Below are 22,258 nucleotides of genomic sequence, written 5' to 3'. Positions count from 1 at the left end.
TTTCCAGGCGGATCGCTCCGGCGCGGAAAGGGCACGGCGCGAAGGGATGGCTGCCGATAGGCTGGCGGGGCGGGCCGTGGCCGGCGGGCGCCGCTCGGGCGATCGGGCCGCTTCGGTCGTAAGGCCGACCTCTCCCGTCGCCGGATGGGAAGCGCGAAGGTTCGCTCGCTGCCTGCCCGGGCGGTTGATTTTGCCGGGGCGATCCGCTTTGTGGTGCGGTGCCGCGAGGGCGCGGGGTGGGCCGCGGGCCCGCGGCCCCATCGGAGACGGTCCATGCCGACGCGCGACCTCGTGTTCATCGCCCTCTTCGCCGCCGTCCTGGCCGTGCTCGGCGCCTTTCCGCCGCTGACCGTGCCTGTGATCGCGGTGCCGATCTCGGCCCAGTCCATGGGCGTCATGCTGGCCGGCGGCGTTCTCGGCGCCCGGCGCGGCGGGCTCGCGGTGCTGCTCTTCATGGGACTCGTGCTGGCCGGGCTGCCGCTTCTCTCGGGCGGGCGCGGCGGGCTCGCCGTTCTCTACGGGCCGACCGTCGGCTTCTTCCTCGGCTGGCTCCCGGCCGCCGTCGTCACCGGCTATCTCACCGAGCGCTTCCTGCCCAAGCTGACCTTCGTCACGGCCTTCCTGGCGGCGGTCGCGGGCGGCATCGTGGTTCTCTACGCCTGCGGCATTCCCGGCATCTCGCTCGTCACCGGCCTGCCGCTCTCCACCGCCGCGAGCGGCTCGCTCGCCTTCATCCCCGGCGATCTCATCAAGGCGGGCCTTGCCGCGGCGATCACGGTCAACGTGGCGCGCGCCTATCCGCTGATCGGCAACCGCGCCGGTCTTCGCCGCGCCGGATGATCGAAGGCCCCGGCGCCGGGCGGGCCGATGTCGAGATCGAAGGCGTGGAGCTGGAGCGGGCGGGGCGGCTCGTCCTGTCCGGCCTGACGCTGAGCCTCCGCGAGCGGCGCATCGGCATCATCGGCGCCAACGGCTCCGGCAAGTCGAGCTTCGCGCGCCTGTTGAACGGGCTTCTCCTGCCGACATCGGGCGGCGTCCGCGTCTTCGGACGCGACACGGCGGGCGAGACGCGCGCGGTGCGCCGCGAGGTCGGCTTCCTCTTCCAGAACCCCGACCACCAGATCGTCTATCCGACGGTGGCCGAGGATCTCGCCTTCGGCCTGAAGAATCGCGGCCTCTCCAAGGCCGAGATCGCGCCGCGCGTGGAAGCGGCGCTGGCGCGCTTCGGGCTCGGCGGCTTCGGCGGGCGTCTCTGCCACGAGCTGTCCGGCGGCGAGCGGCAGATGGTGGCGCTCGCCGGCATCATGGTTCTGGAGCCCCGACTCCTCGTCCTCGACGAGCCGACGACGCTGCTCGATCTCCGCAACACGCGCCGCATCATGGCGGCCATCGAGACGGCGATCGAGACGGGCGGCCAGGCCTGTGTGCTCGTCACCCACGATCTCGCACTTCTCGAGGGCTTCGACCGCGTGCTCGTCTTCGAGAGCGGGCGCCTCGTCTTCGACGGCGGCCCTGCAGAAGCGATCGGCCTCTACCGGAGGCTCGCCGCGTGATCGCCAGCCTCTACCGGCCGGGCGAGAGCCTCCTCCACCGCATGGCGGCGGGACCGAAGCTCCTGGCGCTCGCGCTCGTCGGCACGCTGCTCTTTCTCCTGCCGAGCCTGCCGCTCGTGCTCGGCGCGTTGGCAATGAGCCTTCTTCTCTTTCCGCTCGCCGGCCTGCCCCTCGCCGCGGCCTGGCGGGCCATGAAGGGCGTGCTCCTCGTGCTCCTCCTGGTGGGCGCCGCGCAGCTCTGGCTGGCCGGCTGGCGGGAGGCGCTGCTCGTCACGGCGCGGCTCGCCGGCCTGCTTCTCCTTGCCGGCCTCGTCACCGCGACGACCCGCATGGCGGACATGGTCGAGAGCTTCGAGCGCGTGCTCGGCTTCCTCCGGCCGTTCGGCGTCGATCCCGCCCGGATCGCGCTGGCCATCGCGCTGGCCATCCGCTTCATTCCCGTCCTTGCCACCATCGCCGCCGAGATCCGCGAGGCGCAGGCCGCGCGGGGGCTGGAGCGCTCGGTTCTCGCCATGGGCGTGCCCCTCATCCTGCGCACGCTGCGCATGGCGGACGAGGTGGCCGAGGCGATCGACGCACGGTCCTGAAGGCCTTTTTAATCGGGAGCACCGACATGCCGACGGCCGGCGCCTGGAAGGCGACCGGCCGTCGACGTCTCGCGAAGCTATCGGACCCTTAGCAAGGAGGATCGCACCCGGCTCGACCGCCGGTCGGCCGTCCCGGATCAGAAGTCGGCCCATTCCTCAGAGGCGGGGGCGGGTTTCGCGGCGGCGCCGCCCGAGCCGGAGGTGCGCATCTGGACGACCGGGCGCTTCGGCGCCATGGCCGCCATCTTCGCCGGCGTGCGGGCCGGAGCGCGGGCCGCCGGGGCCGAGGCCCGGGTCGTGCGGAAGCGCTCGATGAGATGGGCCAGCTCGTCGGTCTCGCCGAGAAGGGTCTGGGCGGCGGCGGTCGTCTCCTCGACCATGGCGGCGTTCTGCTGGGTCACCTTGTCCATGTTGTCGGCGGCCATCGAGACCTCCTTCAGGCTCAGCGACTGTTCCTCGGCGCTGCGCGCGATGCCGGCGACGACGCCGTTCATCTCCGCGACCTGCGCGACGATGTCCTGCAGCGAGGCGCCGGAGGCCGTGACGAGGGCGACGCCCTGCTCGACCTGGGTGGAGGAGGCGGCGATCAGGCTCTTGATCTCCTTGGCCGCTTCCGCCGAGCGCTGGGCGAGACCACGGACTTCCTGGGCGACGACGGCGAAGCCTCTGCCCGCCTCGCCCGCGCGCGCCGCCTCGACGCCGGCATTCAGCGCCAGGAGGTTCGTCTGGAAGGCGATCTCGTCGATCACGCCGATGATGTTGCCGATCTTGTCCGAGGACTGCTCGATCTGGCTCATCGCCTGGACCGCCTCGGCGACGATCGTGCCGCCCTTCTCCGCGTTCTTGAGGGCGGTGGAGGCGGTGCTCTGCGCCTTCTTGGCCTCGCCGGCCGTGCCGTTGACGCCGCGCGTCACCTCGGCAAGCGCCGCGACGGTCTCTTCGAGGCTGGCGGCCTGCTGCTCGGTGCGCTGGGAGAGGTCTCCGGCGGCCACCGCGATCTCGCCGAGGCCGACGCGCATGGTCGCGACCGCGCCGACGACCGAGCCGATCGTCGTCTCGAGCTGGCCGACGCTGTGGTTGAAGAGATCGCAGACCTCGACATAACCTTCGTTCTTCGCCGGATCGAGGCGGGCGGTCAGATCGCCCGCCGAGAGGCGCTCGAAGCTCGGACGGATGGCGGCGATGAAGGCGGCGCGAACGGCCTCCGCCGTCTGCCGCTCGGCGGCGAGGCGCGCGATTTCGGCGGCGCGGCGCTCCTCGGCGGTGAGGCCCTCGAGGCGCTCCTTCTCGATGGCGGCCTGCTTGAAGGTCTCGACCGCGCGGGCCATGGCGCCGAGCTCGTCGCGCTGGCCGGCGGCGGGCACGACGACGCTCTTGTCGCCGGCCGCCAGACGCGACATCGCGTCCGTCATCGCGACGACGGGGCGCGCCACCGAGCGGGAGAGAAGCCAGCCCATCGCGACCGCGATGAGGATCGCAAGGCCGGTGCCGCCGGCAAGGGCGAGGATGGTCAGATCGAAGGACCGCTCGGTCTGGGCCCGGCGGCTGACGAGAAGCGCCTCCTCGGCGCCGCGGATCGCCGCGATGTCGGCGGCGATCGCATCGACGACGGGCTTGGACACGCCGTCGGCCACCATCTTGATGGACTGCGGGCGGGTGGCGGGATCGGCGCCCAGCGCGAATTGCTTGGCCGCCAGATCGGTCCTGTAGCCGTTTTCATCGGCCCGCAGCTTCACGATCCGCTCCTGCTGCGAGGGATTGTCGCTCGTCAGATGAGCCAGCGCGTCGGCGGCGGCCGTGAACTTGGCGATGTTGGCGTCGAACCCGTCCTGAAATCGCTGATGGCCGCTGACGGCATAGGCGCGCGTGTAGGACACGATCTCGGAAAACGCCTGGGACGCGTTGGCGGCTTCCCTCAGAACCTCGTTGGTGTGCGCATCCCAGTCGACGGCGGTCTGGATGTCGGACACGGTCTTGTAGATCGTGAGCGCCATGAGGAGCATCGCCGCCAGAATGGCGGAGAAGGACAGAACGAGCTTTCGGTTGAGGCTCATATTCGTGAGAGACATGGCGAACTCCAGCATGCGGCTCCCGCCTCCGGGCCGGGAGGCGGGATCATCGACCGATGCGAAGTTAGCCACGTAATCTTAAGGATGCGTGATCGGCTGGGCCCGGAAATATCGAGGCTTCCGAGCGGGATCGTCCCTGGCGCCGGTGGACGTCGGGGCCGGCGCGATCCCCGCTCGTTGCCGTCGGCGGGCTTCAGAACTCGGCCCAGTCCTCGGGGGACGCGGCGGGCTGGGGTGCGGCGCCCGAGCGGCCCGTGGCCCGCATCTGGACGAGGGCGCCGGCGGGCTTCGGCCGGGCCGGGGCCCGGCTTGCGGGGGCGCGGCTCGCGGAGGTCCGGGACGGCGCGGAGGACGGCGCCGCCCCGCCCGTCCGGAAGCGGCCGATCATCGTCGCGAGATCCTCGGTCTCGGCCGAGAGCGTCTGGGCGGCGGCGGTCGTCTCCTCCACCATGGCCGCGTTCTGCTGCGTCACCTTGTCCATGTTGTCGGCGGCCATGGAGACCTCCTTCAGGCTCAGCGCCTGCTCGCGCGCCGCGACCGCCATCTGCGAGATGACCTCCGCCACGCCGCCGACCTGCTTCACGATCTCCTCCAGGCTCTGGCCGGAGGCCGAGACGAGATGCACGCCCTCTTCGACCTGCGACGAGGAGGTCGCGATCAGCGCCTTGATCTCCTTGGCCGCCTCGGCCGAACGCTGGGCGAGCCCGCGCACTTCCTGCGCGACGACGGCAAAGCCCCGGCCCGCCTCGCCCGCCCGCGCCGCCTCGACGCCGGCATTCAGCGCGAGAAGGTTCGTCTGGAAGGCGATCTCGTCGATGACGCCGATGATCTGGCCGATCTGCGCCGAGGAGGCCTCGATCTGGCTCATCGCGGCGACCGCGCGCGTCACGACCTCGCCGCCCTTCTCGGCCTCCTTGCGGGCGACGGCGGCGGCGGCCCGCGCCTCGTCGGCGCTGGCCGCGGTCTGGCCGACGCCGCGCGTCACCTCGGAGAGCGCCGCGACGGTCTCCTCCAGGCTCGCGGCCTGCTGTTCGGTGCGCTGGGAGAGGTCGCCGGCCGCGATCGTGATCTCGGACAGGCCGGTCTTCATCGTGCCGACGGCGCCGACGACCGAACCGATGGTGGATTCCAGCTCGGCCATGGAGCCGTTGAACTTGGCGCGGATCGGCTCGAACTCGGGCGCCACCGACGCGGTCATGCGCACCGTCAGATCGCCCGCCGAGAGCGCGTCGAACCCGGCCTCGACATGGTGGACGAAGAGCTTCAGATCCTCCGCCTTCGCGCCGTCGATCGCCGACTGGCGGTTGCGCTGGTCGATCTGGGCCTGCTGCGTGGCGGCGGCGTCGCGTTCCAGGCGTTCCTGTTCGAGCGCGGCGCGCTTGAAGGTCTCGACCGTCTGCGCCATCTGGCCGACCTCGTCGCGGCGCTTCAGGAACGGCGTCTCGAGGCTCCGGTCGCCCTCGGCCAGAGCGCGCATCGCGTCGCGAAGCCGGCGGATGGGGGCGGCGATCCCCTTGGACAGGAGGACGCTGAGGCCGAGCGCGAGCAGGATGAGGATGCCCATGCCGACGACCACGGTCGTCTGCGACGCGCCGTTGGCGGCCGTCACCCTCGCCGCCGCCTCGTCCGCACGGACGCCTTCGCGCTCGCGAAGCCCGTCGACGATCGCCTCGGCGGGATCGACGAGGGCGGAGGCCTCGTCGGAAACGATGAGCCTTCCCGCGCTCGCCAGGGTCTTCTCGTCGGCCGCCGCGATCAGCGCGGGTTCCACGATGGTCCGGCGCCATTCGCCCATGACGGTGGCGAGCCTGTCCATCTCCGCGACGACGACGGGATTGTCGGAGGCGAAGGTGCGCGTCGTATCGACGAGGCGCTTGAAGGTCTCGTAATGCTCGCCGGTGCGGCGCGAGTAATAGGGATCGCGCGAGACGAGAAAGCCGCGAAGCGAGTTTTCCTGCCGCGACATGGAGAGGCGGATATCGGTGGCCTGAGCGACGAGCGAGGCCGCTCGTTCGCTCTCGATACCGGCCTTCTCCACGGCGACCACGTTCAGATAGACCGTCGATCCCATGATGCCGGCCGTGCCGATGATGGCGACGAAGGCCAAGCCGATCTTCTTTGCGATACTGACATTGGCGAGCATCATCATCGTCCCATTCGATCGAAAGCCGATCGTTCCTTAGAGTTTCACCCTAAGTTCGACTTAGTTAATTCGACCTTTCGAAAAGGATCGCGGCGCGGGAAGACTATTGAGCCGGGTCCGTATCGGCATGTGTGCCGGCCGGCGCTCTTGCCGGCCCGCGGCGCCGTCTTCCGCCCGCCGCCGATCGTCTTCGCCGGAACGAAGCTCACTGAGCGTAAGGCGCGCCGATATGGCCGCTCCTGCCGCCACGCCTGCCGCCACGCTTTCGGATGTCCGGCAGGAGCGATCCCGTCGAGCGCTTCCAGCCGCCGCAGGCAAGCCCGGAGCCCATCCCCCGGTGCCCGCGCCGAGACGCCGGGGTGTAACCGAGCCGATCCCCCGCAGCAAAGCGCTCCTGTTCCGCTCCGTCACCCGAACCGTCTTGCTTTGAATCGAAAGGTTTGCTGATCTATCGTTGCAGCGATCGTCCACCGGACGGCGCTGCCTCGCGCGAGTTCGCTCTTGCCGAACCCGGCGGCGAAGCGCGCCATGCCGTTGCTCCCAACGACCGCAAGGCCGCTTCGCCGTTCGCGACCTCGTCGGGCCGGTTCGGGGCGGGACGAACGGAGGCGGCGGTCGCAGACTGACCGGAGGAAGACGCGGCCGTCAGGAGCGGGTGAAACGCTCCCGATAGGCGTTCGGGCCGACGTTCAGGCGCTGCAGGAAGACCCGCCGCATCGTCTCCGTGGAGCCGAAGCCGCAGCGCGCGGCCGTGCGCGCGACGCTCGCGCCGTCCTCCAGCGACCGTCTCGCGCTTTCCAGGCGGATCATTTCCACGCTTTCGGCCGGGGTGCGCCCGGTGCTCCGGCGATAGCGCCGACAGAAGGTGCGAAGGCTCATGCCCGCCTGCTCGGCAAGGGCCGGCAGAGACAGGTCGCGGTGGAGATTGGCCGCGATCCAGCTATGCAGGGTCTCGAAAGTCGCATCGGCCTCCTGAAAGGCGAGCGCGGTGCTGAACTGCGCCTGTCCGCCCGGACGTTTCAGGAAGACGACGAGCTGGCGAGCCACGGCGAGAGCCAGCGTCCGGCCGTGATCGGCCTCCACCATCGCGAGCGCGAGATCGATGCCGGCCGTCACCCCGGCGGACGTCCAGATCGCGCCGTCGCGGACGAAGATGGGATCGGGGTCGAGATGGACGGCCGGATATCGCCGGGCGAACTCCGCGCAGCGCTGCCAGTGCGTCACCGCCCGGCGGCCGTCGAGAAGGCCGGCCTCGGCGAGAAGCAGGGCGCCGCTGCACACGGAGGCGACGCGCGACGCGCGGGCGGCGCGCCGGCGGACCCAGTCGATCAGCGCGCCGTCGGCGCGGGCGGCATCGACGCCGTATCCGCCCGATACGATCAGCGTCCCGAGCGCGTCCTCGCCGTCGGGGGCAGCCGCCTTGAGGACGATGCCGGCGCTCGTGACGATCTCCGGCAGCAGCGAGACGACCGCGATCTCGTAGCGTGCGGGCGAGCCGCGCGGCGTCAGGTCGTTGGCCGTGGCGAAGACCTGTGCCGGCCCCGTCACGTCCAGGATCTGGGCGCCGGCAAAGGCGAAGATTTCCACGCGATGCGGATGATGAGAGGCGAGTGGCATGAAACGAGCGATGATTGGCAACAATGCCAAAGCGTCCCGCCTTAGGCTCGGTCCGTCAAGAGAGGAACGAACCATGCCCCTTCACATCGGCATTCTCTGCTTTCCCGCCGTTCAGCAGCTCGACCTGACCGGCCCCTACGAGGTCTTCGCCTCGGCGCGCGATGTCGAGGTTCATCTCGTCTGGAAGGATCTGCGGCCGATCCGGTCGGCGACCGGACTGGTTCTCGTTCCCGACATGGCGATGGCGGATGCGCCGGACTTCGACGTGCTCTGCATTCCCGGCGGCAGCGGCGTCAACGCGCTGCTCGGCGACAAGGAAGTCCTCGCCTTCGTTCGCGACAAAGCCGCCCGGGCGCGTTTCGTCACCTCCGTCTGCACCGGGGCCCTCGTCCTCGGGCAGGCCGGGCTCCTCGCCGGTCGCCGGGCGACCACGCATTGGAACGCGCTCGACTTCCTGCCGCGGTTCGGAGCCGTGCCCGTGGAGGAGCGCGTGGTGCGGGACGGGCCCGTCATCACGGCGGGCGGCGTGACGTCGGGCATCGACTTCGGCTTGACGGTGGTGGCCGAACTGATCGGCCGCGAGGAGGCCGAGACGATCCAGCTCTCTCTCGAGTACGCGCCGTCGCCGCCCTTCGGTTCCGGACTGCCGGGAAGCGCCGCGCCCGCCGTCCTTGCGGCGGCGCGGGACCGGATGGCGGGCTCCCGGCGGGAGCGGGAGAGGCTCCTCGCCTGAGCCCGTCGAGGTCTCGCACAGGCGGCCCCGGACGCCTGCGACACGGGTCTCGCCTGCCCGAAGGGTAGGGGCCACCGCAGGCCCCTCCCTCCTATTCGGCGGCGGACAGTCTCTCCGCGGGGAGGGGGCCGGTCAGGTCGCGGTAGCGGGCGCCGACATGGTCGGCGGGGAGGCGGGGGCCGGCGGCGAAGAGCTTTTCGCGCAGCGTGCCGGCGGCGTAGTCGCGCTTGTAGATGCCGCGCCTCTGGAGTTCGGGCACGACATGCTCGACGATGTCCTCGAAGGTCTCGTGCGCCAGGGCATAGGCGAGGTTGAAGCCGTCGACGTCGGTCTCCTCGATCCACTCCTCGAGGAGATCGGCGACGGTCTGCGGCCCGCCCACGATCAGCGGCCCGAGGCCGCCGATGCCGACCCAGTCGGCCAGCTCGTCCACCGTCCAGACCTTGCCCGGATCGGCGCTGGAAAAGGCCTCGACGGAGGACTGGACGGCGTTGCTCTCCACATGGCGCAGCGGCTGGTCCGGCCGGTAGCCGGCAAAATCGATGCCGAGCCAGCCGGAGGCGAGCGCCAGCGCGCCGTCGCGGCTGATATACTGCCGGAGGTCGCGATACTTGGCCTGCGCCTTCGCGTCGGTCGCGTCCGTGACGATCGTCTGGAGATTGAAGATCTTGACGGCGCGCGGGTCGCGGCCGGAGGCGGCGACGGCGGCGCGGATGCCGGCGACGGTCTTCTTCAGCACCGTCTTCGAGGGCGCGGCGACGAAGACGCATTCGGCATGCTCACCGGCGAAGCGCCGCCCGCGCGAGGAGGCGCCGGCCTGGTAGAGAACGGGCGTTCGCTGCGGCGAGGGCTCCGAGAGATGGATGCCCGGCACGTCGAAGAAGCGGCCCTTGTGCCGGATCGGGTGGACCTTGGCGGGATCGGTGAAGATGCGCCGCGCCTTGTCGCGCAGCACCGCGCCGTCCTCCCAGCTTCCCTCCCAGAGCTTGTAGCAGACCTCCAGATACTCGTCGGCGACGTCGTAGCGGTCGTCATGCGCCCCTTGCGCGGCCAGGCCGATATTGCGCGCGCCGCTCTCCAGATAGGAGGTGACGATGTTCCAGCCCGCCCGGCCCTTCGTCAGGTGATCCAGCGTCGAGAGCCGGCGGGCGAAGGTGTAGGGGTGCTCGAAGGAGAGCGAGGCCGTCAGCCCGAAGCCCAGATGCTCGGTGACGAGCGCCATGGCGGGGACGAGCTGCAGCGGGTCGTTGACGGGCACCTGCGTGGAATGCCGGAGCGCGGCGTCGAGATCGCCGCCATAGACGTCGTAGACGCCGAGCACATCGGCGAGGAAGACGCCGTCGAACCGGCCACGCTCCAGGAGCTTGGCGAGGTCGGTCCAGTATTCGAGATCCCTGTAGCCGGCCGAGCGGTCGCGCGGATGGGCCCAGAGGCCCGGCGCCTGATGGCCGACGCAGTTCATCTCGAAGGCGTTGAAGCGGATTTCGCGGGTCATAAGCGCCTTTCAGACCGACGGCCGAGGATGCTGGCGCATCCGGCCGTCGAAAACATTGCGAATGTCTCGAAGGCGTCGAAGGCCCGAGACATTCGCAAACGGAATGCCGGGCGTATTTCCCATGACGCCCGGCATCAGATCGCGCCGTGGCGGGGCGGATGGACGCCGTTCAGCCAGTAATTGCCGACGAAGCGATACTTCCAGAGCTGCGGATCGTGCACGGCATGGGTGCGCGCGTTGCGCCAGAAGCGGTCGAGATCGTGGCGGGCGAGCGTCGCGCTGGCGCCGCCAAGCTCGATCAGCTTGGACGCGGCGAGGAGGGCCGCGTCGGTCGAGGCGATCTTGGCCTCGGCCACCGCGATCGAGGCGGCAGCGACGCTGGCCTCCGTCGGCTCGGCCGTCGCCTCGTCGACGAAGCGCCCGGCGCGGGCGAGAAGCGCCTTGGCGCCCTCGACGCGGATCGTCACCTCGCCGACGCTCGCCACCACATGGGGATCGTCGCCGTGCCGCTCGACGCCGGCGTCGCGCCACGGCCGGGCGACCTCGCGCACGAAGCGGATCGTCTCGGCGAGCGCGCCCTCCGCGATGCCCTGCTGCACGCCGGCATGCATGATCTGCGCGAAGGGGCCCATGGGCGTCGGCGTCTCGAAGAGCGCGGAGAAGGACAGGACGGCGAAGGGATGGACGTCGACCGCCTCCAGCAGCGTCGAGCCGGAGCCGGTGACGCGCTGGCCGAAGCCCGACCAGTCGTCGATCACCGTGATGCCCGGGGCGTCCTTCGGCAGGAAGGCGACGACGCTCCGCCCGTCCTCTTCGCTGGTCGCGACGACGACGATCCAGTCGGCGAAGAGGACGCCGGTCGAATAGAACTTCCGGCCGTTGAGAACATAGGCGTCCCCGTTGCGCTCCAGCCGCGTCGCGTGGTCGTGGGCGGTCCTCGTGCCGGTCTCCGACAAGGCGTTGCCGAAGCGCTCGCCGGCCAGAACCCGCCCGTAGAAGAAGCGCTTCTGCTCCTCCGTCCCCTGCAGCCGGACGGCTTCGAGCATGAAGAAATGGTTCTGCGGGATCTGCCCGATCGATCCGTCCGCCGCCGAGAGGAGCGCGGTGACGCGCGCCACCGTCCCCGCCGAGACGCCGGCGCCGCCATAGGCCTTGGGCACGGTGATCGCGAGAAGGCCGCAGGCCGAGAGCCGGTCGAGTTCGGCATGGGGCAGGATGCGGTCGCGGTCGCGCGCCGCCGCCGTCTTCGCGAAATCGGCGGCAAGGTCCCGCGCCGCCGAAAGGGCCTCTTCGTCGCTTGCGATGCGGCGCACGGCGCGCTCGCGGAGCGGCGGCGCCCGGAAGGGCGCGGGGGGCTGGATGCGCTGGGCGAGAGCTGCGGTCATGGTTCGACCTCGTCGAATGCGAAAGGAGCGAGCGGGGAAGGCGGAGACGGCCGAACGGGGCGGCCGCTCAGCTCCAGGCGTGGCGCGGCGGGGCGATGCCGTTCAGGGCATGGTTGCCGACATGGAAGTACTTCCAGCGCACGGGATCGTGCAGCGTGTGCGTGCGCGCGTTGCGCCAGTGCCGGTCGAGCCCGTAGACGCCGAGCGTGGAGCGCGTGCCGCCCAGCTCGTGCAGCTTGTTGGTCGCAAGGATCGCGATCTCGGTCGTCGTGACCTTGGCGAGCGCCACGGCCACCGCCGTCTCCGCCGCCGCTTCGTCGCTCGGGCGATCGAGGATCGCGTCGATCGCGAGGCCCGCGCGCTCGAGCAGCGCCTCGGCGGTGTGGAGCTTCACCTCCAGGTCGCCGATGGCATGGATGGTGAAGACGTCCTCGTGGCCGTGCTCCTGCCCGCTGTCGATCCAGGGCCGCGTGTGCTCGCGCACGAAGCGGATCGTCTCCGCGATCGCGCCGCGGGCGATGCCGAGATCGACGGCGGCCTGGATGATCTGCGAGACGCTGCCGTTCGAGGAGGCTTCGACGCCGCCGAGATAGGCGGGGATCAGCGCCTCCGGCCCGACGCGCACGCCCTCGATCCGAACGTTGCCGCTGGCCGTCGTGCGCTGGCCGAAGCTCGACCAGTTGTCGATGATGGCGAGGCCCGGCGCGTCGCGCTCGGCGATGGCGAGGTGGACGTTCCCGGCCTCGTCGACGGCGCCGATATGGATGTAGTGGGCAAAGAGCGCGCCCGTCGCGTAGAACTTCTCGCCGTCGACGGTAAAGCCGTCCCCGTCCCGCCGCACGGTCGTCTCGAAGGCGCCGACATGCCGGCTCCGGGCCTCCGAGAAGGCATTGCCGAGCCGATAGCCCTGCAGGACCCGGCCGAACCAGAGACGCTTCTGCTCCTCGCTCGCGGTGACGCGGATCGCATCGAGCGCGGCCAGATGGTTCTGCGGGATCTGGCCGATCGAGGGATCGGCGGCCGAGATCGTGGCGATCACCTCGGCGAGCGTCGCGAAGGAGACGCCGGCCCCGCCATAGGCTTTCGGCACCGTGATGCCCCAGAGGCCCGAGCCGGAGAAGCGGTCGAGCTCCTTTGCCGGCAGCCGGCGCGTGCGGTCGCGCTCGGCAGCCTCCACGGCGAACGCGGCGGCCAGCTCGCGCGCGACGGCGACGGCTTCGGCATCGGAGGCGATGCGATGGGCGTTCGGATGGCGCTCGAAGGCGGGCGGGGCATCGGACAGAGCGGGGGCGAGGGACATCGCGGAAGCTTTCGTGACGGGACACGGCAGAGGACCGGCGGCAGCTCGCCGCCGCCACGGCGACGACGAGGAGGCCGGTCGCCACCTCCGGCCGGCAGGAGTTCCATCGACGAGAACCGCATGAAGCGGCACCCCGACGCGCCTCCTGCCGACAGGCACGTCAAACGTATATCCGATCGGTAGACTTTAAGGAGAAACGGTTTTCCGTTTTCCGCCGCTCCCGCGCAAAGCGGCCGATCCGACGGGGCATGACGGGGCATATCCGACCCGTACCCGGCATCTCGTCGCAAGCGAGCCGATCCCAACCTGCCGCCGGCTCAGGCCCGCATCCGTTCCGCGAGGAAATCGACGAGCACGCGCACGCGGGCCGGCAGGGTAGGGCCGCCGACGAAGACGGCATGGATGGTTTCGCGATCCTGCGGATTGTAGGCGTCGAGAAGCGGCACGAGGCGGCCCGAGCTCAGCTCCTCGCCGATGTGGAAATTGCCGACGCGGGTGATGCCGAGGCCCTGAAGCGCGAGCTGGACCAGCGTCTCGCCGCTATTGGCGGTCATGTTGCCCGCCACCGGCAGCAGGATGTCGGTGCCGTCCTGCTGGAAGGGCCAGCCGGGTTCGATGCGGCGGAAGCTGAAATCGAGGCAGTTGTGGCGGGCGAGGTCGGCGGGAATGAGCGGCGTGCCCGCCCGTGCCAGATAGTCGGGCGAAGCGACGACCGTTCGGCCGGTATCGCCGAGGCGCCGGGCAGTGAGCGCGCTGTCGACGAGCGGCCCGAAGCGGATCGCCACGTCGACGCGCCCGCCGGCAATGTCGGCGAGCCGGTCGTCGAGATCGATCTCCACCTTGATGTCGGGATGAAGCGTGGCGAAATCGCCGAGCAGCGGAACGATGACGAGGCGGCCATGCGCCGTCGCCGCGCTGACCTTCACGAGGCCGCGCGGGGAGGCCTGGTCCGCGATCGTGCTCTCGGTTTCGTCGAGATCGGCGAGTATGCGCCGCGCCGCCCGCGCATAGGTCTCGCCCTCCGGCGTCAGATGCAGATGGCGCGTCGTGCGCACGAGAAGGCGCACTCCGAGCCGTGCCTCGATGCGGCTGACGATGCGGCTGACGGCCGAGGGCGTGAGGCCGAGCTTGCGCGCCGCGCCCGACAGGCTGCCCTCGCAGGCGACTGCCGCAAAGGCCGCCATCTCGCCGGCCCGATCCGCCTTCTCCGTCGCCATTCGTGACTCCTGGGCAAAGATGCTGGTCCTCACCCCCTGCTACCGCTCGATGCCGCGATGCACAAGATGAGGGAATGGAACAGAGCGGAGCGGCCGTCATGACGATCAACAAGCCACTTCTGGCCCTTGCGGTCGGTGCCTTCGGTATCGGCGTCACCGAATTTGCGCCGATGGGCATGCTGCCGGTCATCGCCGCCGATCTCGGCGTCTCGATCCCCGCCGCCGGCCTTCTCGTCAGCGCCTATGCGGCGGGCGTCCTCGTCGGCGCTCCCGTCATGACCCTGCTCTTGGCAAGGGTGCCGCGCCGGACGCTGCTCGTCGGCCTCATGGGGCTCTTCACCCTCGGCAACGCTCTTTCGGCGATCGCCGACGGCTACATGACGCTGCTCGTCGCCCGCGTGGTGACGTCGTTCAACCACGGCGCCTTCTTCGGCGTCGGCGCGGTGGTGGCCGCGAGCGTGGTGGCGCCCGACAAGCGCGCCGGGGCGGTCGCGGCGATGTTCTCGGGACTGACGGTGGCGACCATCGGCGGCGTTCCGCTGGCGACCTTCATGGCCGAAACGGTCGGATGGCGGCCGATATTCGCCGGCATCGCGCTGGTCGGCCTCGCCGCCATGCTGGCGCTGCGCCTCTCCCTGCCGCCGATGCCCGTCGAGGCGGGAACGGACATGCGCGCGGAGCTGCGCGTCCTGCGGCGCGCGCCGGTTCTGGCCGCGCTGCTTCTGACCGTGCTCGGCGCCAGCGCCATGTTTACCGTCTTCACCTATATCGCGCCGATTCTGCGCGAGGAGGCCGACGCCTCGCCGCTCTTCATCACGGCGATGCTCACTATCTACGGTCTCGGTCTCGCGCTCGGAAACTGGCTCGGCGGGCGCCTCGCCGACCGCTCGATGGACGGCACCCTCATCGGCTCGCTCGCCGCCGTGGTCGTCATCCTCGTCCTCTTCTCGGTTGCCATGACTTCTCAGGCAGCCGCCGCGCCGCTGATCTTCCTCTGGGGCGTCGCCAGCTTCGCCATCGTGCCCCCGCTTCAGATGCGGGTCGTGCAGGAAGCGTCCGACGCGCCGAACCTCGCCTCGGCGATGAACATCGGCGCCTTCAACCTCGGCAATGCGATCGGCGCGGCGCTGGGCGGCGGCGTCATCGATGCGGGTCTCGGCTATCGCGCCGTTCCGCTGGCCGGAGCGCTGGCCGCCGCATCCGGCCTCGCCATGATCCTCGTCATGACGCGCCGCCGGATCGCCAAGCCGGCCTCGGCCTGAAATGCCCGGGGCCGGATGCGACGGCCCCTTCGGCCCTTGGGCGGGCGGGCTCTAGAAGAAGATGTCGTCGAGATCGTCGGCGGGCGCTGCGGCGGGTTCGCCGATGTCGGCGTCCACGTTCGAGCCGGCGGGCGCGCCGGGGAGGGGGCCGAGGGTGCGCTGGAAGACGGCGCGCTCCTCCTCCATCGTGTAGGGGCCGACGAGGAAGCGGTCGAGCCGCTCGGCTTCGGGCGCGGGCAGGGGCGAGGACGGGGGCAGGCCTGCCGCGAGAGCGGCGACGGCGGCCGAAAGCGCGCGCATGAGATCGTGGCCCTCCTCGTGGGAGCCCATCATCCGGCGCACGGTGGCGACGTCGCCGGAAAGCCCGGCGGCGGCCGAAACGGCTTCGCCGAGCACCGCCGCGCAGTCGCTTTCCGCCCGCGACAGGCGCATCGAGGCCTCGTCGAGCGCGGCCTCGATCGCGGCCTCGGCGGTCGCGACGGCCGGCAGGATGTCCAAGGAGAGGCAGCGCGTGGAGGCCGTCGCGCTGGCGATGCCGCTGCGCACGCGGTCGGCCTCGTCGCGGGCCCTCGAAGCCTGTTCGCGAATGACGCTCGCGATATAGCCGATCGTCTCGTCGCCGCCCTCCACATGGGCCGCGCGCACCGCCGCGTTGAAGCCGGCGAGCCGGAGGTCGCGTTCGAGCGCGTCGAGCTTGCCCGTCATGTCGGTCAGCGCGTTCGTCGCCTCGACGCTTCTGGCAAGGCTCGCGCCGAGGCGGGAGCGCCGCTCGTCGCCCTGGCGAAAGCCGATCCGGAGGCGCGACGCCTGGGCCTCCAGCGCCGCGAGGCCCTCGTTTCCGCCCTTGCCGGGAAGGAGGCGATGGAGAACGGCGGCGCAGGCCTCGAGTTCGGCGCCGATCACGCCGAGATCGCCGTCGAGCGCGGCCATCTTCGCCGCATAGGTGAGGGCGAGATCGTCGAGCTGGGCGATTTCCAGCGTGAGGATGCGCGTCGCGGCGGCCACGCGCATCTCCTCCGGCAGGGGCTCGCCCTCGGCCTCGATCGACCCGTCCGCGACGAGACGCTGGAGGAGGGCGAGGTTGCGCGCGGTGTGCTCGAAGCGCTGGCGCGCCATGTCGTGGGCCTGAAGCCCCATGACCACGCCGCCGATCGCCCGCCAGACGCCCGTGAAAGCCTCCTGCGCCTCGCTGCGGCGGGCCTCGTCGACGGACTGCTGGCCGGCGATGAGCTCGATGAGGTCGAGGAAGCCCTGCGTCAGCGGCGTCTGCGCGCCCGCCTTCAGCGCCTGCGCCTCGATGGCCTGGCTCGCGCCGAGGGCGGAGCGCAGGACCGACACGCGCTCCTCGATGAAGCGTCCGACCTCCTCGCCGAAGCCGACGAGCTCGTCGACATGGGAGGCGAAGGGGATCAGCTCCTCCTGGCCGGAGGCCATGCCGCCGATCTGGGCGCGCGCGATGAGGACGACGTAGTTCAGCGTGCGGAACACGAGCTTGACGGACGATCCCCCTTCCGCCGCCTGCGCGATGGCGGCCTGGAGATCGACGAGGGCCGCGACGCGCCGCGCGACGAGGCTCTCGATGCCGCGCGAGCTTTCCACGGCGGAGGCGAGGCCGGCGCGCATCTCGGCCATTTCGGGCGTGGCGAGGATCTCGGTGGACCGGCCGATGCCGTTGCGCACGGTCGAGACGCGGGCATGGACGTCCTGCAGCCTCGAGCCGACGTCGAGAAACACCGCCTCGCTGCCCTCGATCCAGCGCGTCACGCCCTCCGCAAGGCGGGCGGGCAGGCCGAGGGCGCCGGCGTCGATGCCGGCGGGCTCGCGTGCAGAGGACGGGGCAGGGGCGGTGCCGTGTCGCATGGATCTACTTCCCCGCTGCGGGCTTGAGGGCATGGTCGCGCGCGAAGCGCAGGATCTCGGCGGGCAGCTTCTGGAGCGGCAGCTCCAGTTCCACCGCGCCGATCTTCATCGCTTCCTTCGGCATGCCGTAGACGACGCAGCTCGCTTCATCCTGGCCGAGCGTGCGCGCGCCCGTCTGGCGCAGCTCCAGCATGCCCTTGGCGCCGTCGTCGCCCATGCCCGTCATGATGATGCCGAGCGCGTTCGCTCCCGCCGCGCGCGAGGCGGAGCGGAAGAGCACGTCGACGGACGGGCGGTGGCGCGTGACGAGAGGGCCCTCGCGCACCTCGACGTGATACTGCGCGCCCGAGCGCTGGAGGAGGAGGTGGAAGTTTCCGGGCGCGATGAGGGCGAGGCCCGGCACGACGCGGTCGCCTGTCACGGCCTCGCGCACCTCGATCCGGCAGAGCGTGTCCAGCCGCTTGGCGAAGGCGGTGGTAAAGCCGGCCGGCATGTGCTGCACGATGACGATGCCGGGACTGTCGGCGGGCAGGACTTCGAGCAGCTTGCGCAGCGCCTCCGTGCCGCCCGTGGAGGCGCCGACGACCACGACCTTGTCGGTCGTGCGGTCGATCGGCCGGCCGGACAGCGCGGGAAGGACGGCGTCGGCGGTCAGTTTCTTCTGCGGGTCGATCGTCCGGGTGCGCGGCTGGACCTTGGCCTTGGAGGCGGCGCGCACGGCGTCGCAGATGCGCGTCTTGGCCTCCATCAGGAATTGCGGCGTGCCGACGCGCGGCTTGGTGATGATCTCGACGGCGCCCGCGTCCAGCGCCTGCATCGCCATCTGCGAGCCGGCCTCCGCGAGCGAGGAGCAGATCACGACCGGGATCGGGCGCTGGCTCATCAGCTTCTGGACGAAGGTGATGCCGTCCATCCGGGGCATCTCGATGTCGCAGATGATGACGTCGGGGACCTCCTCGCGCATCCGCTCGGCGGCGAAATAGGGGTTGGAGGCGGTCGCCATGACCTGCAGATCCGGCTCCGCATCGACGATTTCGGACAGGATGGTCCGAACGCTGGCGGAATCGTCGACGATCAGGACGCGGATGGGCTTCATCGTCAGGCCTCGAGGCGCTCGTAGATGTTGGAGCGAAGCAGCCGGAGCGGCAGCTCGCCGGAGCGGATGCTTTCGGAATGGCCGAGGAACAGGAGGCCGCCCGGCCGCAGATGCCGGCACAGCTTGGCCACGACCGCCAGTTGCACGTCCGGCTTGAAGTAGATGAGAACGTTCCGGCAGAAGATCAGGTCCATGGCGTGGCCCGGCCGGTAGGTGTCGTGCATCAGGTTGATCTGCCCGAGCCGCATGTTGCGTCTGAGCTCGGGCGTGATGGCGAGGCGGTCCTTGCCGTCCTGGCGGACCGGGCGCAGGTAGCGCTGGCGCAGGACCGGGGGCACGGTCTCGGCGTCCTCCAGGCTGTAGCTGCCCTCGCGCACGGCTTTGAGCATGCGCACCGAGATGTCGGTCGCCAGCACCGACCAGGGGAAGAGCCTGCCCCCCTGCGAGGCCTCGTCCGCGATCATGGCGAGGCTGTAGCCCTCCTGGCCGCTGGAGGAGGCCGCCGACCACATGCGCAGCCCCCGCTCGCGGCCGCCCTCGGCCAGGCGCCGCAGCTCGTCGCCCGTGAGATAGGCGAAATGCGGCGGCTCGCGGAAGAAGGAGGTCTGGTTGGTGACGACGCAATCGGTGAAGGCCTGCATCTCGCCGGCGCGGCCCTCGGGCGAGCGCAGGAAGGCAACATAGTCCGCGAAGGTCTCGAGCCCGTTGATCTCCAGCCGGCGGCGCAGCCGCGTCTCCAGCATGGTCTGCTTGAGATCCGACATGGCGATGCCGCAGCTCTCGCCGACGAGATCGACGAGGCTGCGAAAGGAGGCGGCGTCGAGCTTGGGCGCGTTCCAGGCATTGGCGACGGCGGGGAGGCCGGCGGCGGATTTCGGCGAAGGTCGTGCGATGCTGGACATCACGGCTTTCATTCTCGGGGAAGATCGGCCGGCGGACGCCCCGAGAGGCGAGCCGACCGTCTGCAGGGGTCTGATGGTTTCCGGAAGGCCCGGACCACGTCGCCCTCCCCGAACGCCGTGGTTCCGGCCCATCTTATACGGACAGGCTATGAACGACTTGCCTTACGCCGCCTTCCGAATGTCTCAAGCCTCGGGCATGGCCAAGAGATTCGCACCGTCGTCGTCGGCGGCCATCGGCGGCGGCCTTCGCCGTCAGGCGGCGAACTCGAAGGCCTCGACCTCGAAGAGCCGGGGAATGTCGAGAAGCGTCAGGAAGGTCTCGCCGCGGCGGCCGAGACCGGTCATGAAGCTCGAATTCCACTCCTCGCCGAACTGCGGCGCGGGCTCGACCGCGTCCTCGCCGAAATCCGTCACCTCGTGGACCGCGTCGGCGATCACCGCCACCGTGCGCCCGCGCCCGCCCGTGTCGAAGTCGAGGACCACGATGCGGCTGTCCGCGGTCGGCGCGCCGTCCTCGAAGGACGGCATGCGGAGCTTGGCCTTGAGGTCCACCACCGGCACGCCGATGCCGCGCACGTCGATCATGCCGAGCAGCGTGGAGGGCGCGTTGGAGACGCGGGCGATCGGCTTGTAGTCGAGCACCTCGCGCACATGCACCACGCGGATGCCGAAGCTCTCCGTGCCGAGGCGAAAGGTCAGGATCTCGCGCGTCCCGCCCTCCTCGTCGGGAGCATCCGCGTCGGCCATCGTGTCCATGTCGTCGGAGGATCTCATGCGCTGAGCCTTTCGAAGGAGTCGTCCGCGGCGGCCGTGTCGAGGTCGAGGTCGAAGCCGCCCTTCGCGGTGGGCTTCGGCGCCTTGGCCTTGGAGGTCGTGGCGACTCTGGCGGCGGCGAACTTGCCGACCTTGGCCTGCAGGGCGCGGGCGTCGCGCGGGGCGGCCGGCGCGGCGACGCGGACGGGGGCGGGACGGGCGGCGACGGCGGGCGCCGCCTGGGCATGGCCGACGCGGAAGTAGCTCACCCGATCGTTGAGGCGCATGGCTTCCGCCGAGAGCTGCTCGGAGGTCGCCGACATCTCGTTGGCGGCCGCCGCGTTCTGCTGCGTCACCTGATCGAGCTGCTGGATCGCCTGGTTGATCTGCTCGGCGCCGGCATTCTGCTCGCGGCAGGCGGCCGAGATCTCGCCGACCAGCTCCGACGTGCGCTGGATGTCGGGAACGAGCTGTTCCAGCATCCGGCCGGCCTCCTCGGAAATGCCGAGTGTCGAGGTCGACAGCTCGCTGATCTCGGCGGCGGCGGTCTGCGAGCGCTCGGCGAGCTTGCGCACCTCGGAGGCGACGACCGCGAAGCCCTTGCCGTGCTGGCCGGCGCGGGCGGCCTCGATGGCCGCGTTCAGGGCGAGAAGATCGGTCTGGCGGGCGATCTCCTGGCCTCGACCGAATTGGCGACGGCCTTGCCGCTTCTCTCGGCATTGATCGAGGCCTGGGCCGCGATCTTCTCCGTCGTCGTGGCGTTTTCCGAGTTCTGGCGGATGTTGGCGGCCATCTCCTCCATGGCGGAGGAGGCCTGCTCGGTCGCCGAGGCCTGTTCGGAGACGCCCTGGCCGAGCTGCTCGGTGGAGGCGGACTGCTCGGTCGCGCCCTGGCTCAGCTGCTCGGCGGTGGCCGCGGACTGCTGCGAGCCCGCCGCGACCTGGGAGGCGGAGTCCGTGACGTCGGAGACGATCTCGCGCAGCTTGTCCGTCATGAGGTTCATGGCGCGCAGGAGATCGCCGATCTCGTCCTGGCCCTTGGCCTCGACGGTCTGCGTCAGATCGCCGGCGCCGATATCCTCGGCGAGCTTCACCGACTTGGCGAGGCCGCGCGAGATCGACAGCGACATCCAGAGCGCGGCGGCGATGCCAATGAGGACGGCGCCGGCGACGATCGCGATCAGCATCATGCGCGTGGCTTCATAGGCGGTCTGCGATTCCGCGACCGACGAAGTGGCGAGGGCCGAGGCCTCCGCGTTCAGCTCGTTGATCCGGGCCTCGGCCTTGAGGGCGATCGGGACGAGCCGCTCGTTGATCGTGCTCAGGGCCTCGTTCAGATTGTTCTCCAGACCGAGGTCGAGATAGGTCCGAAGCTGCGTGTAATAGGTGTCCCAATGACCGCCGATCTTGCCGAAGGCGTCGGCATGGGCGGCCATGGCGGGAAGGGCGGCGAGCGTGGTCAGCTTCTCGCGAAGCGTGTCCTGGTTGGACGAAACGGTGGCGACGGATTCGCGGATCTTCGCCAGATCGGTGCGCGAGACGGCGGCCACCGTCTGGATGCGGCTTCGCAGGGTCAGCTGCTGCAGGTCCATCAGGATCGCGAGGGCGGCGGGCGCGCCGGGCTTGTTCTCCGAGACGACCTTGGCCTTCAGGTCCTCGAGATCGGCCATGAGCACGGCCTGCGCGTCGCGGCTGGCATCGAGGAACGTCCCGCTGATGAGGATGTCCACCTTGCTGGAGAAGGCGAAGGCCTCGCGCGAGGCGGCCTCGACATCCGCGAGCAGCGGGGCGAGATCGGCCGACTTCGCCCGCGCGGCTTCGGGCATCGCCTGGAGCATCGTGGCCAGCGCCGTCTCGATGGCGGTCCAGTCCTTGTCCAGCACGCCGGCCAGCTTTTCGTTCTCCGAGGTGTCGACGGCGATGGAGCGCGCGACGACCCGGCGCACGTCGTTGACGCCGCTCTGGATCTTCAGGCCCTCCTGGACCTGGACGAAGGGGCCCTGCGAGAAGGCCGTCATCCGGTCGTTGGTGCTCTGCAGGCTGGAGATGCCGGCATAGCCGGCGCCGCCGAGGAGGACGATCAGAGCGCCGAAGGACGCCATGAGCTTGGTCTTGATGGTCAGTCGCATGAAGAAGGCCTTGCTTCAGGAGGCGAGACGGTGTGGGCGGTGCCCGCGATGGTCGGGGTCGGGGTCGGTTCTGGTTCGTTCGGCGCCCTGTTCGCCGGCGGGTCCTCGAAGCCTCCTCCTTCGAGGGCCTGCCGTCCGAGAGGGCGCCGGGCGGTTCG

General features: G+C 70.4%; 18 protein-coding genes. 5 read left to right on the top strand and 13 right to left on the bottom strand.

The window, feature by feature from the left end:
- Positions 1–273: 273 nt before the first annotated feature.
- The 3 genes from ASG62_RS03560 to ASG62_RS03550 are packed head-to-tail and all read left to right on the top strand — an operon-like array spanning position 274 to position 2,140.
- Positions 274–840: a biotin transporter BioY gene (locus ASG62_RS03560; protein ID WP_056698303.1), complete on the top strand. Its 567-nt coding sequence runs from the start codon at positions 274–276 to the stop codon at positions 838–840.
- Positions 837–1,553, top strand: coding sequence for an energy-coupling factor ABC transporter ATP-binding protein (locus tag ASG62_RS03555; protein ID WP_056698300.1), 717 nt, complete (start codon positions 837–839; stop codon positions 1,551–1,553). The genes ASG62_RS03560 and ASG62_RS03555 overlap by 4 nt, the downstream gene beginning before the upstream one ends.
- Positions 1,550–2,140 (top strand): energy-coupling factor transporter transmembrane component T family protein, encoded by a 591-nt coding sequence (locus ASG62_RS03550; RefSeq protein ID WP_056698297.1) that lies wholly within the window; start codon positions 1,550–1,552, stop codon positions 2,138–2,140. The genes ASG62_RS03555 and ASG62_RS03550 overlap by 4 nt, the downstream gene beginning before the upstream one ends.
- 137 nt (positions 2,141–2,277) lie before the next feature.
- On the opposite strand, the gene ASG62_RS03545 is transcribed toward ASG62_RS03550, so the two are convergent.
- The 3 genes from ASG62_RS03545 to ASG62_RS03530 all read right to left on the bottom strand — a co-directional run bounded on the left by ASG62_RS03545 (position 2,278) and on the right by ASG62_RS03530 (position 7,969).
- A complete protein-coding gene (locus ASG62_RS03545; protein ID WP_082537446.1) occupies positions 2,278–4,209 on the bottom strand; it encodes a methyl-accepting chemotaxis protein in 1,932 nt (643 codons plus the stop codon).
- 193 nt (positions 4,210–4,402) lie between these two features.
- Positions 4,403–6,358 (bottom strand): methyl-accepting chemotaxis protein, encoded by a 1,956-nt coding sequence (locus tag ASG62_RS03540; RefSeq protein ID WP_056698290.1) that lies wholly within the window; start codon positions 6,356–6,358, stop codon positions 4,403–4,405.
- Positions 6,359–6,997: 639 nt separating this feature from the next.
- A complete protein-coding gene (locus tag ASG62_RS03530) occupies positions 6,998–7,969 on the bottom strand; it encodes a GlxA family transcriptional regulator (protein ID WP_056698284.1) in 972 nt (323 codons plus the stop codon).
- Between the two features lie 73 nt (positions 7,970–8,042).
- On the opposite strand from ASG62_RS03530, the gene ASG62_RS03525 reads away from it, so the two are divergent.
- On the top strand, positions 8,043–8,702 hold the full coding sequence (locus tag ASG62_RS03525) for a DJ-1/PfpI family protein (RefSeq protein WP_056698281.1): 660 nt from the start codon (positions 8,043–8,045) through the stop codon (positions 8,700–8,702).
- Between the two features lie 91 nt (positions 8,703–8,793).
- On the opposite strand, the gene ASG62_RS03520 is transcribed toward ASG62_RS03525, so the two are convergent.
- From ASG62_RS03520 to ASG62_RS03505, 4 genes are all read right to left on the bottom strand, one after another.
- On the bottom strand, positions 8,794–10,197 hold the full coding sequence (locus ASG62_RS03520) for an LLM class flavin-dependent oxidoreductase (protein WP_056698278.1): 1,404 nt from the start codon (positions 10,195–10,197) through the stop codon (positions 8,794–8,796).
- Positions 10,198–10,331: 134 nt separating this feature from the next.
- Entirely contained in the window at positions 10,332–11,582 is a 1,251-nt protein-coding gene (locus tag ASG62_RS03515; protein ID WP_082537430.1) for an SfnB family sulfur acquisition oxidoreductase, read from the bottom strand.
- A 67-nt stretch (positions 11,583–11,649) separates the two neighbouring features.
- Entirely contained in the window at positions 11,650–12,882 is a 1,233-nt protein-coding gene (locus ASG62_RS03510; protein ID WP_056698275.1) for an SfnB family sulfur acquisition oxidoreductase, read from the bottom strand.
- A gap of 317 nt (positions 12,883–13,199) precedes the next feature.
- Complete coding sequence (locus ASG62_RS03505; RefSeq protein ID WP_056698267.1) at positions 13,200–14,099, bottom strand: LysR family transcriptional regulator; 900 nt, start codon at positions 14,097–14,099, stop codon at positions 13,200–13,202.
- 98 nt (positions 14,100–14,197) lie between these two features.
- Here ASG62_RS03505 and ASG62_RS03500 point away from each other — a divergent pair, with 98 nt between their 5' ends.
- Positions 14,198–15,361 carry an MFS transporter gene (locus tag ASG62_RS03500; protein ID WP_056698540.1) on the top strand — a complete coding sequence of 388 codons (1,164 nt, stop codon included), beginning with the start codon at positions 14,198–14,200 and terminating at the stop codon, positions 15,359–15,361.
- A 51-nt stretch (positions 15,362–15,412) separates the two neighbouring features.
- Here ASG62_RS03500 and ASG62_RS03495 read toward each other — a convergent pair whose 3' ends face one another.
- The 6 genes from ASG62_RS03495 to ASG62_RS03470 form a co-directional block, all read right to left on the bottom strand.
- A complete protein-coding gene (locus ASG62_RS03495) occupies positions 15,413–17,221 on the bottom strand; it encodes a hypothetical protein (RefSeq protein WP_056698263.1) in 1,809 nt (602 codons plus the stop codon).
- A 4-nt stretch (positions 17,222–17,225) separates the two neighbouring features.
- Entirely contained in the window at positions 17,226–18,317 is a 1,092-nt protein-coding gene (locus tag ASG62_RS03490; protein ID WP_056698260.1) for a protein-glutamate methylesterase/protein-glutamine glutaminase, read from the bottom strand.
- 2 nt (positions 18,318–18,319) lie between these two features.
- The gene (locus ASG62_RS03485) at positions 18,320–19,219 is read right to left on the bottom strand and encodes a CheR family methyltransferase (RefSeq protein ID WP_056698258.1); all 900 of its coding nucleotides are present in this window, start codon (positions 19,217–19,219) and stop codon (positions 18,320–18,322) included.
- 252 nt (positions 19,220–19,471) lie between these two features.
- Positions 19,472–19,993, bottom strand: a complete 522-nt coding sequence (locus ASG62_RS03480) for a chemotaxis protein CheW (RefSeq protein WP_056698252.1) — start codon at positions 19,991–19,993, stop codon at positions 19,472–19,474.
- Positions 19,990–20,604, bottom strand: coding sequence for a methyl-accepting chemotaxis protein (locus ASG62_RS27470; protein WP_244488590.1), 615 nt, complete (start codon positions 20,602–20,604; stop codon positions 19,990–19,992). The genes ASG62_RS03480 and ASG62_RS27470 overlap by 4 nt, the downstream gene beginning before the upstream one ends.
- Positions 20,605–20,612: 8 nt before the next feature.
- Complete coding sequence (locus ASG62_RS03470; RefSeq protein WP_057180279.1) at positions 20,613–22,100, bottom strand: methyl-accepting chemotaxis protein; 1,488 nt, start codon at positions 22,098–22,100, stop codon at positions 20,613–20,615.
- Between the last annotated feature and the right edge of the window lie 158 nt (positions 22,101–22,258).

Source organism: Aureimonas sp. Leaf427 (genome assembly GCF_001425485.1).
Classification (GTDB): Bacteria; Pseudomonadota; Alphaproteobacteria; order Rhizobiales; family Rhizobiaceae; genus Plantimonas.
Note: the sequence above shows the minus strand (reverse complement) of the source record. Positions and strands in the feature narration are given on the sequence as shown.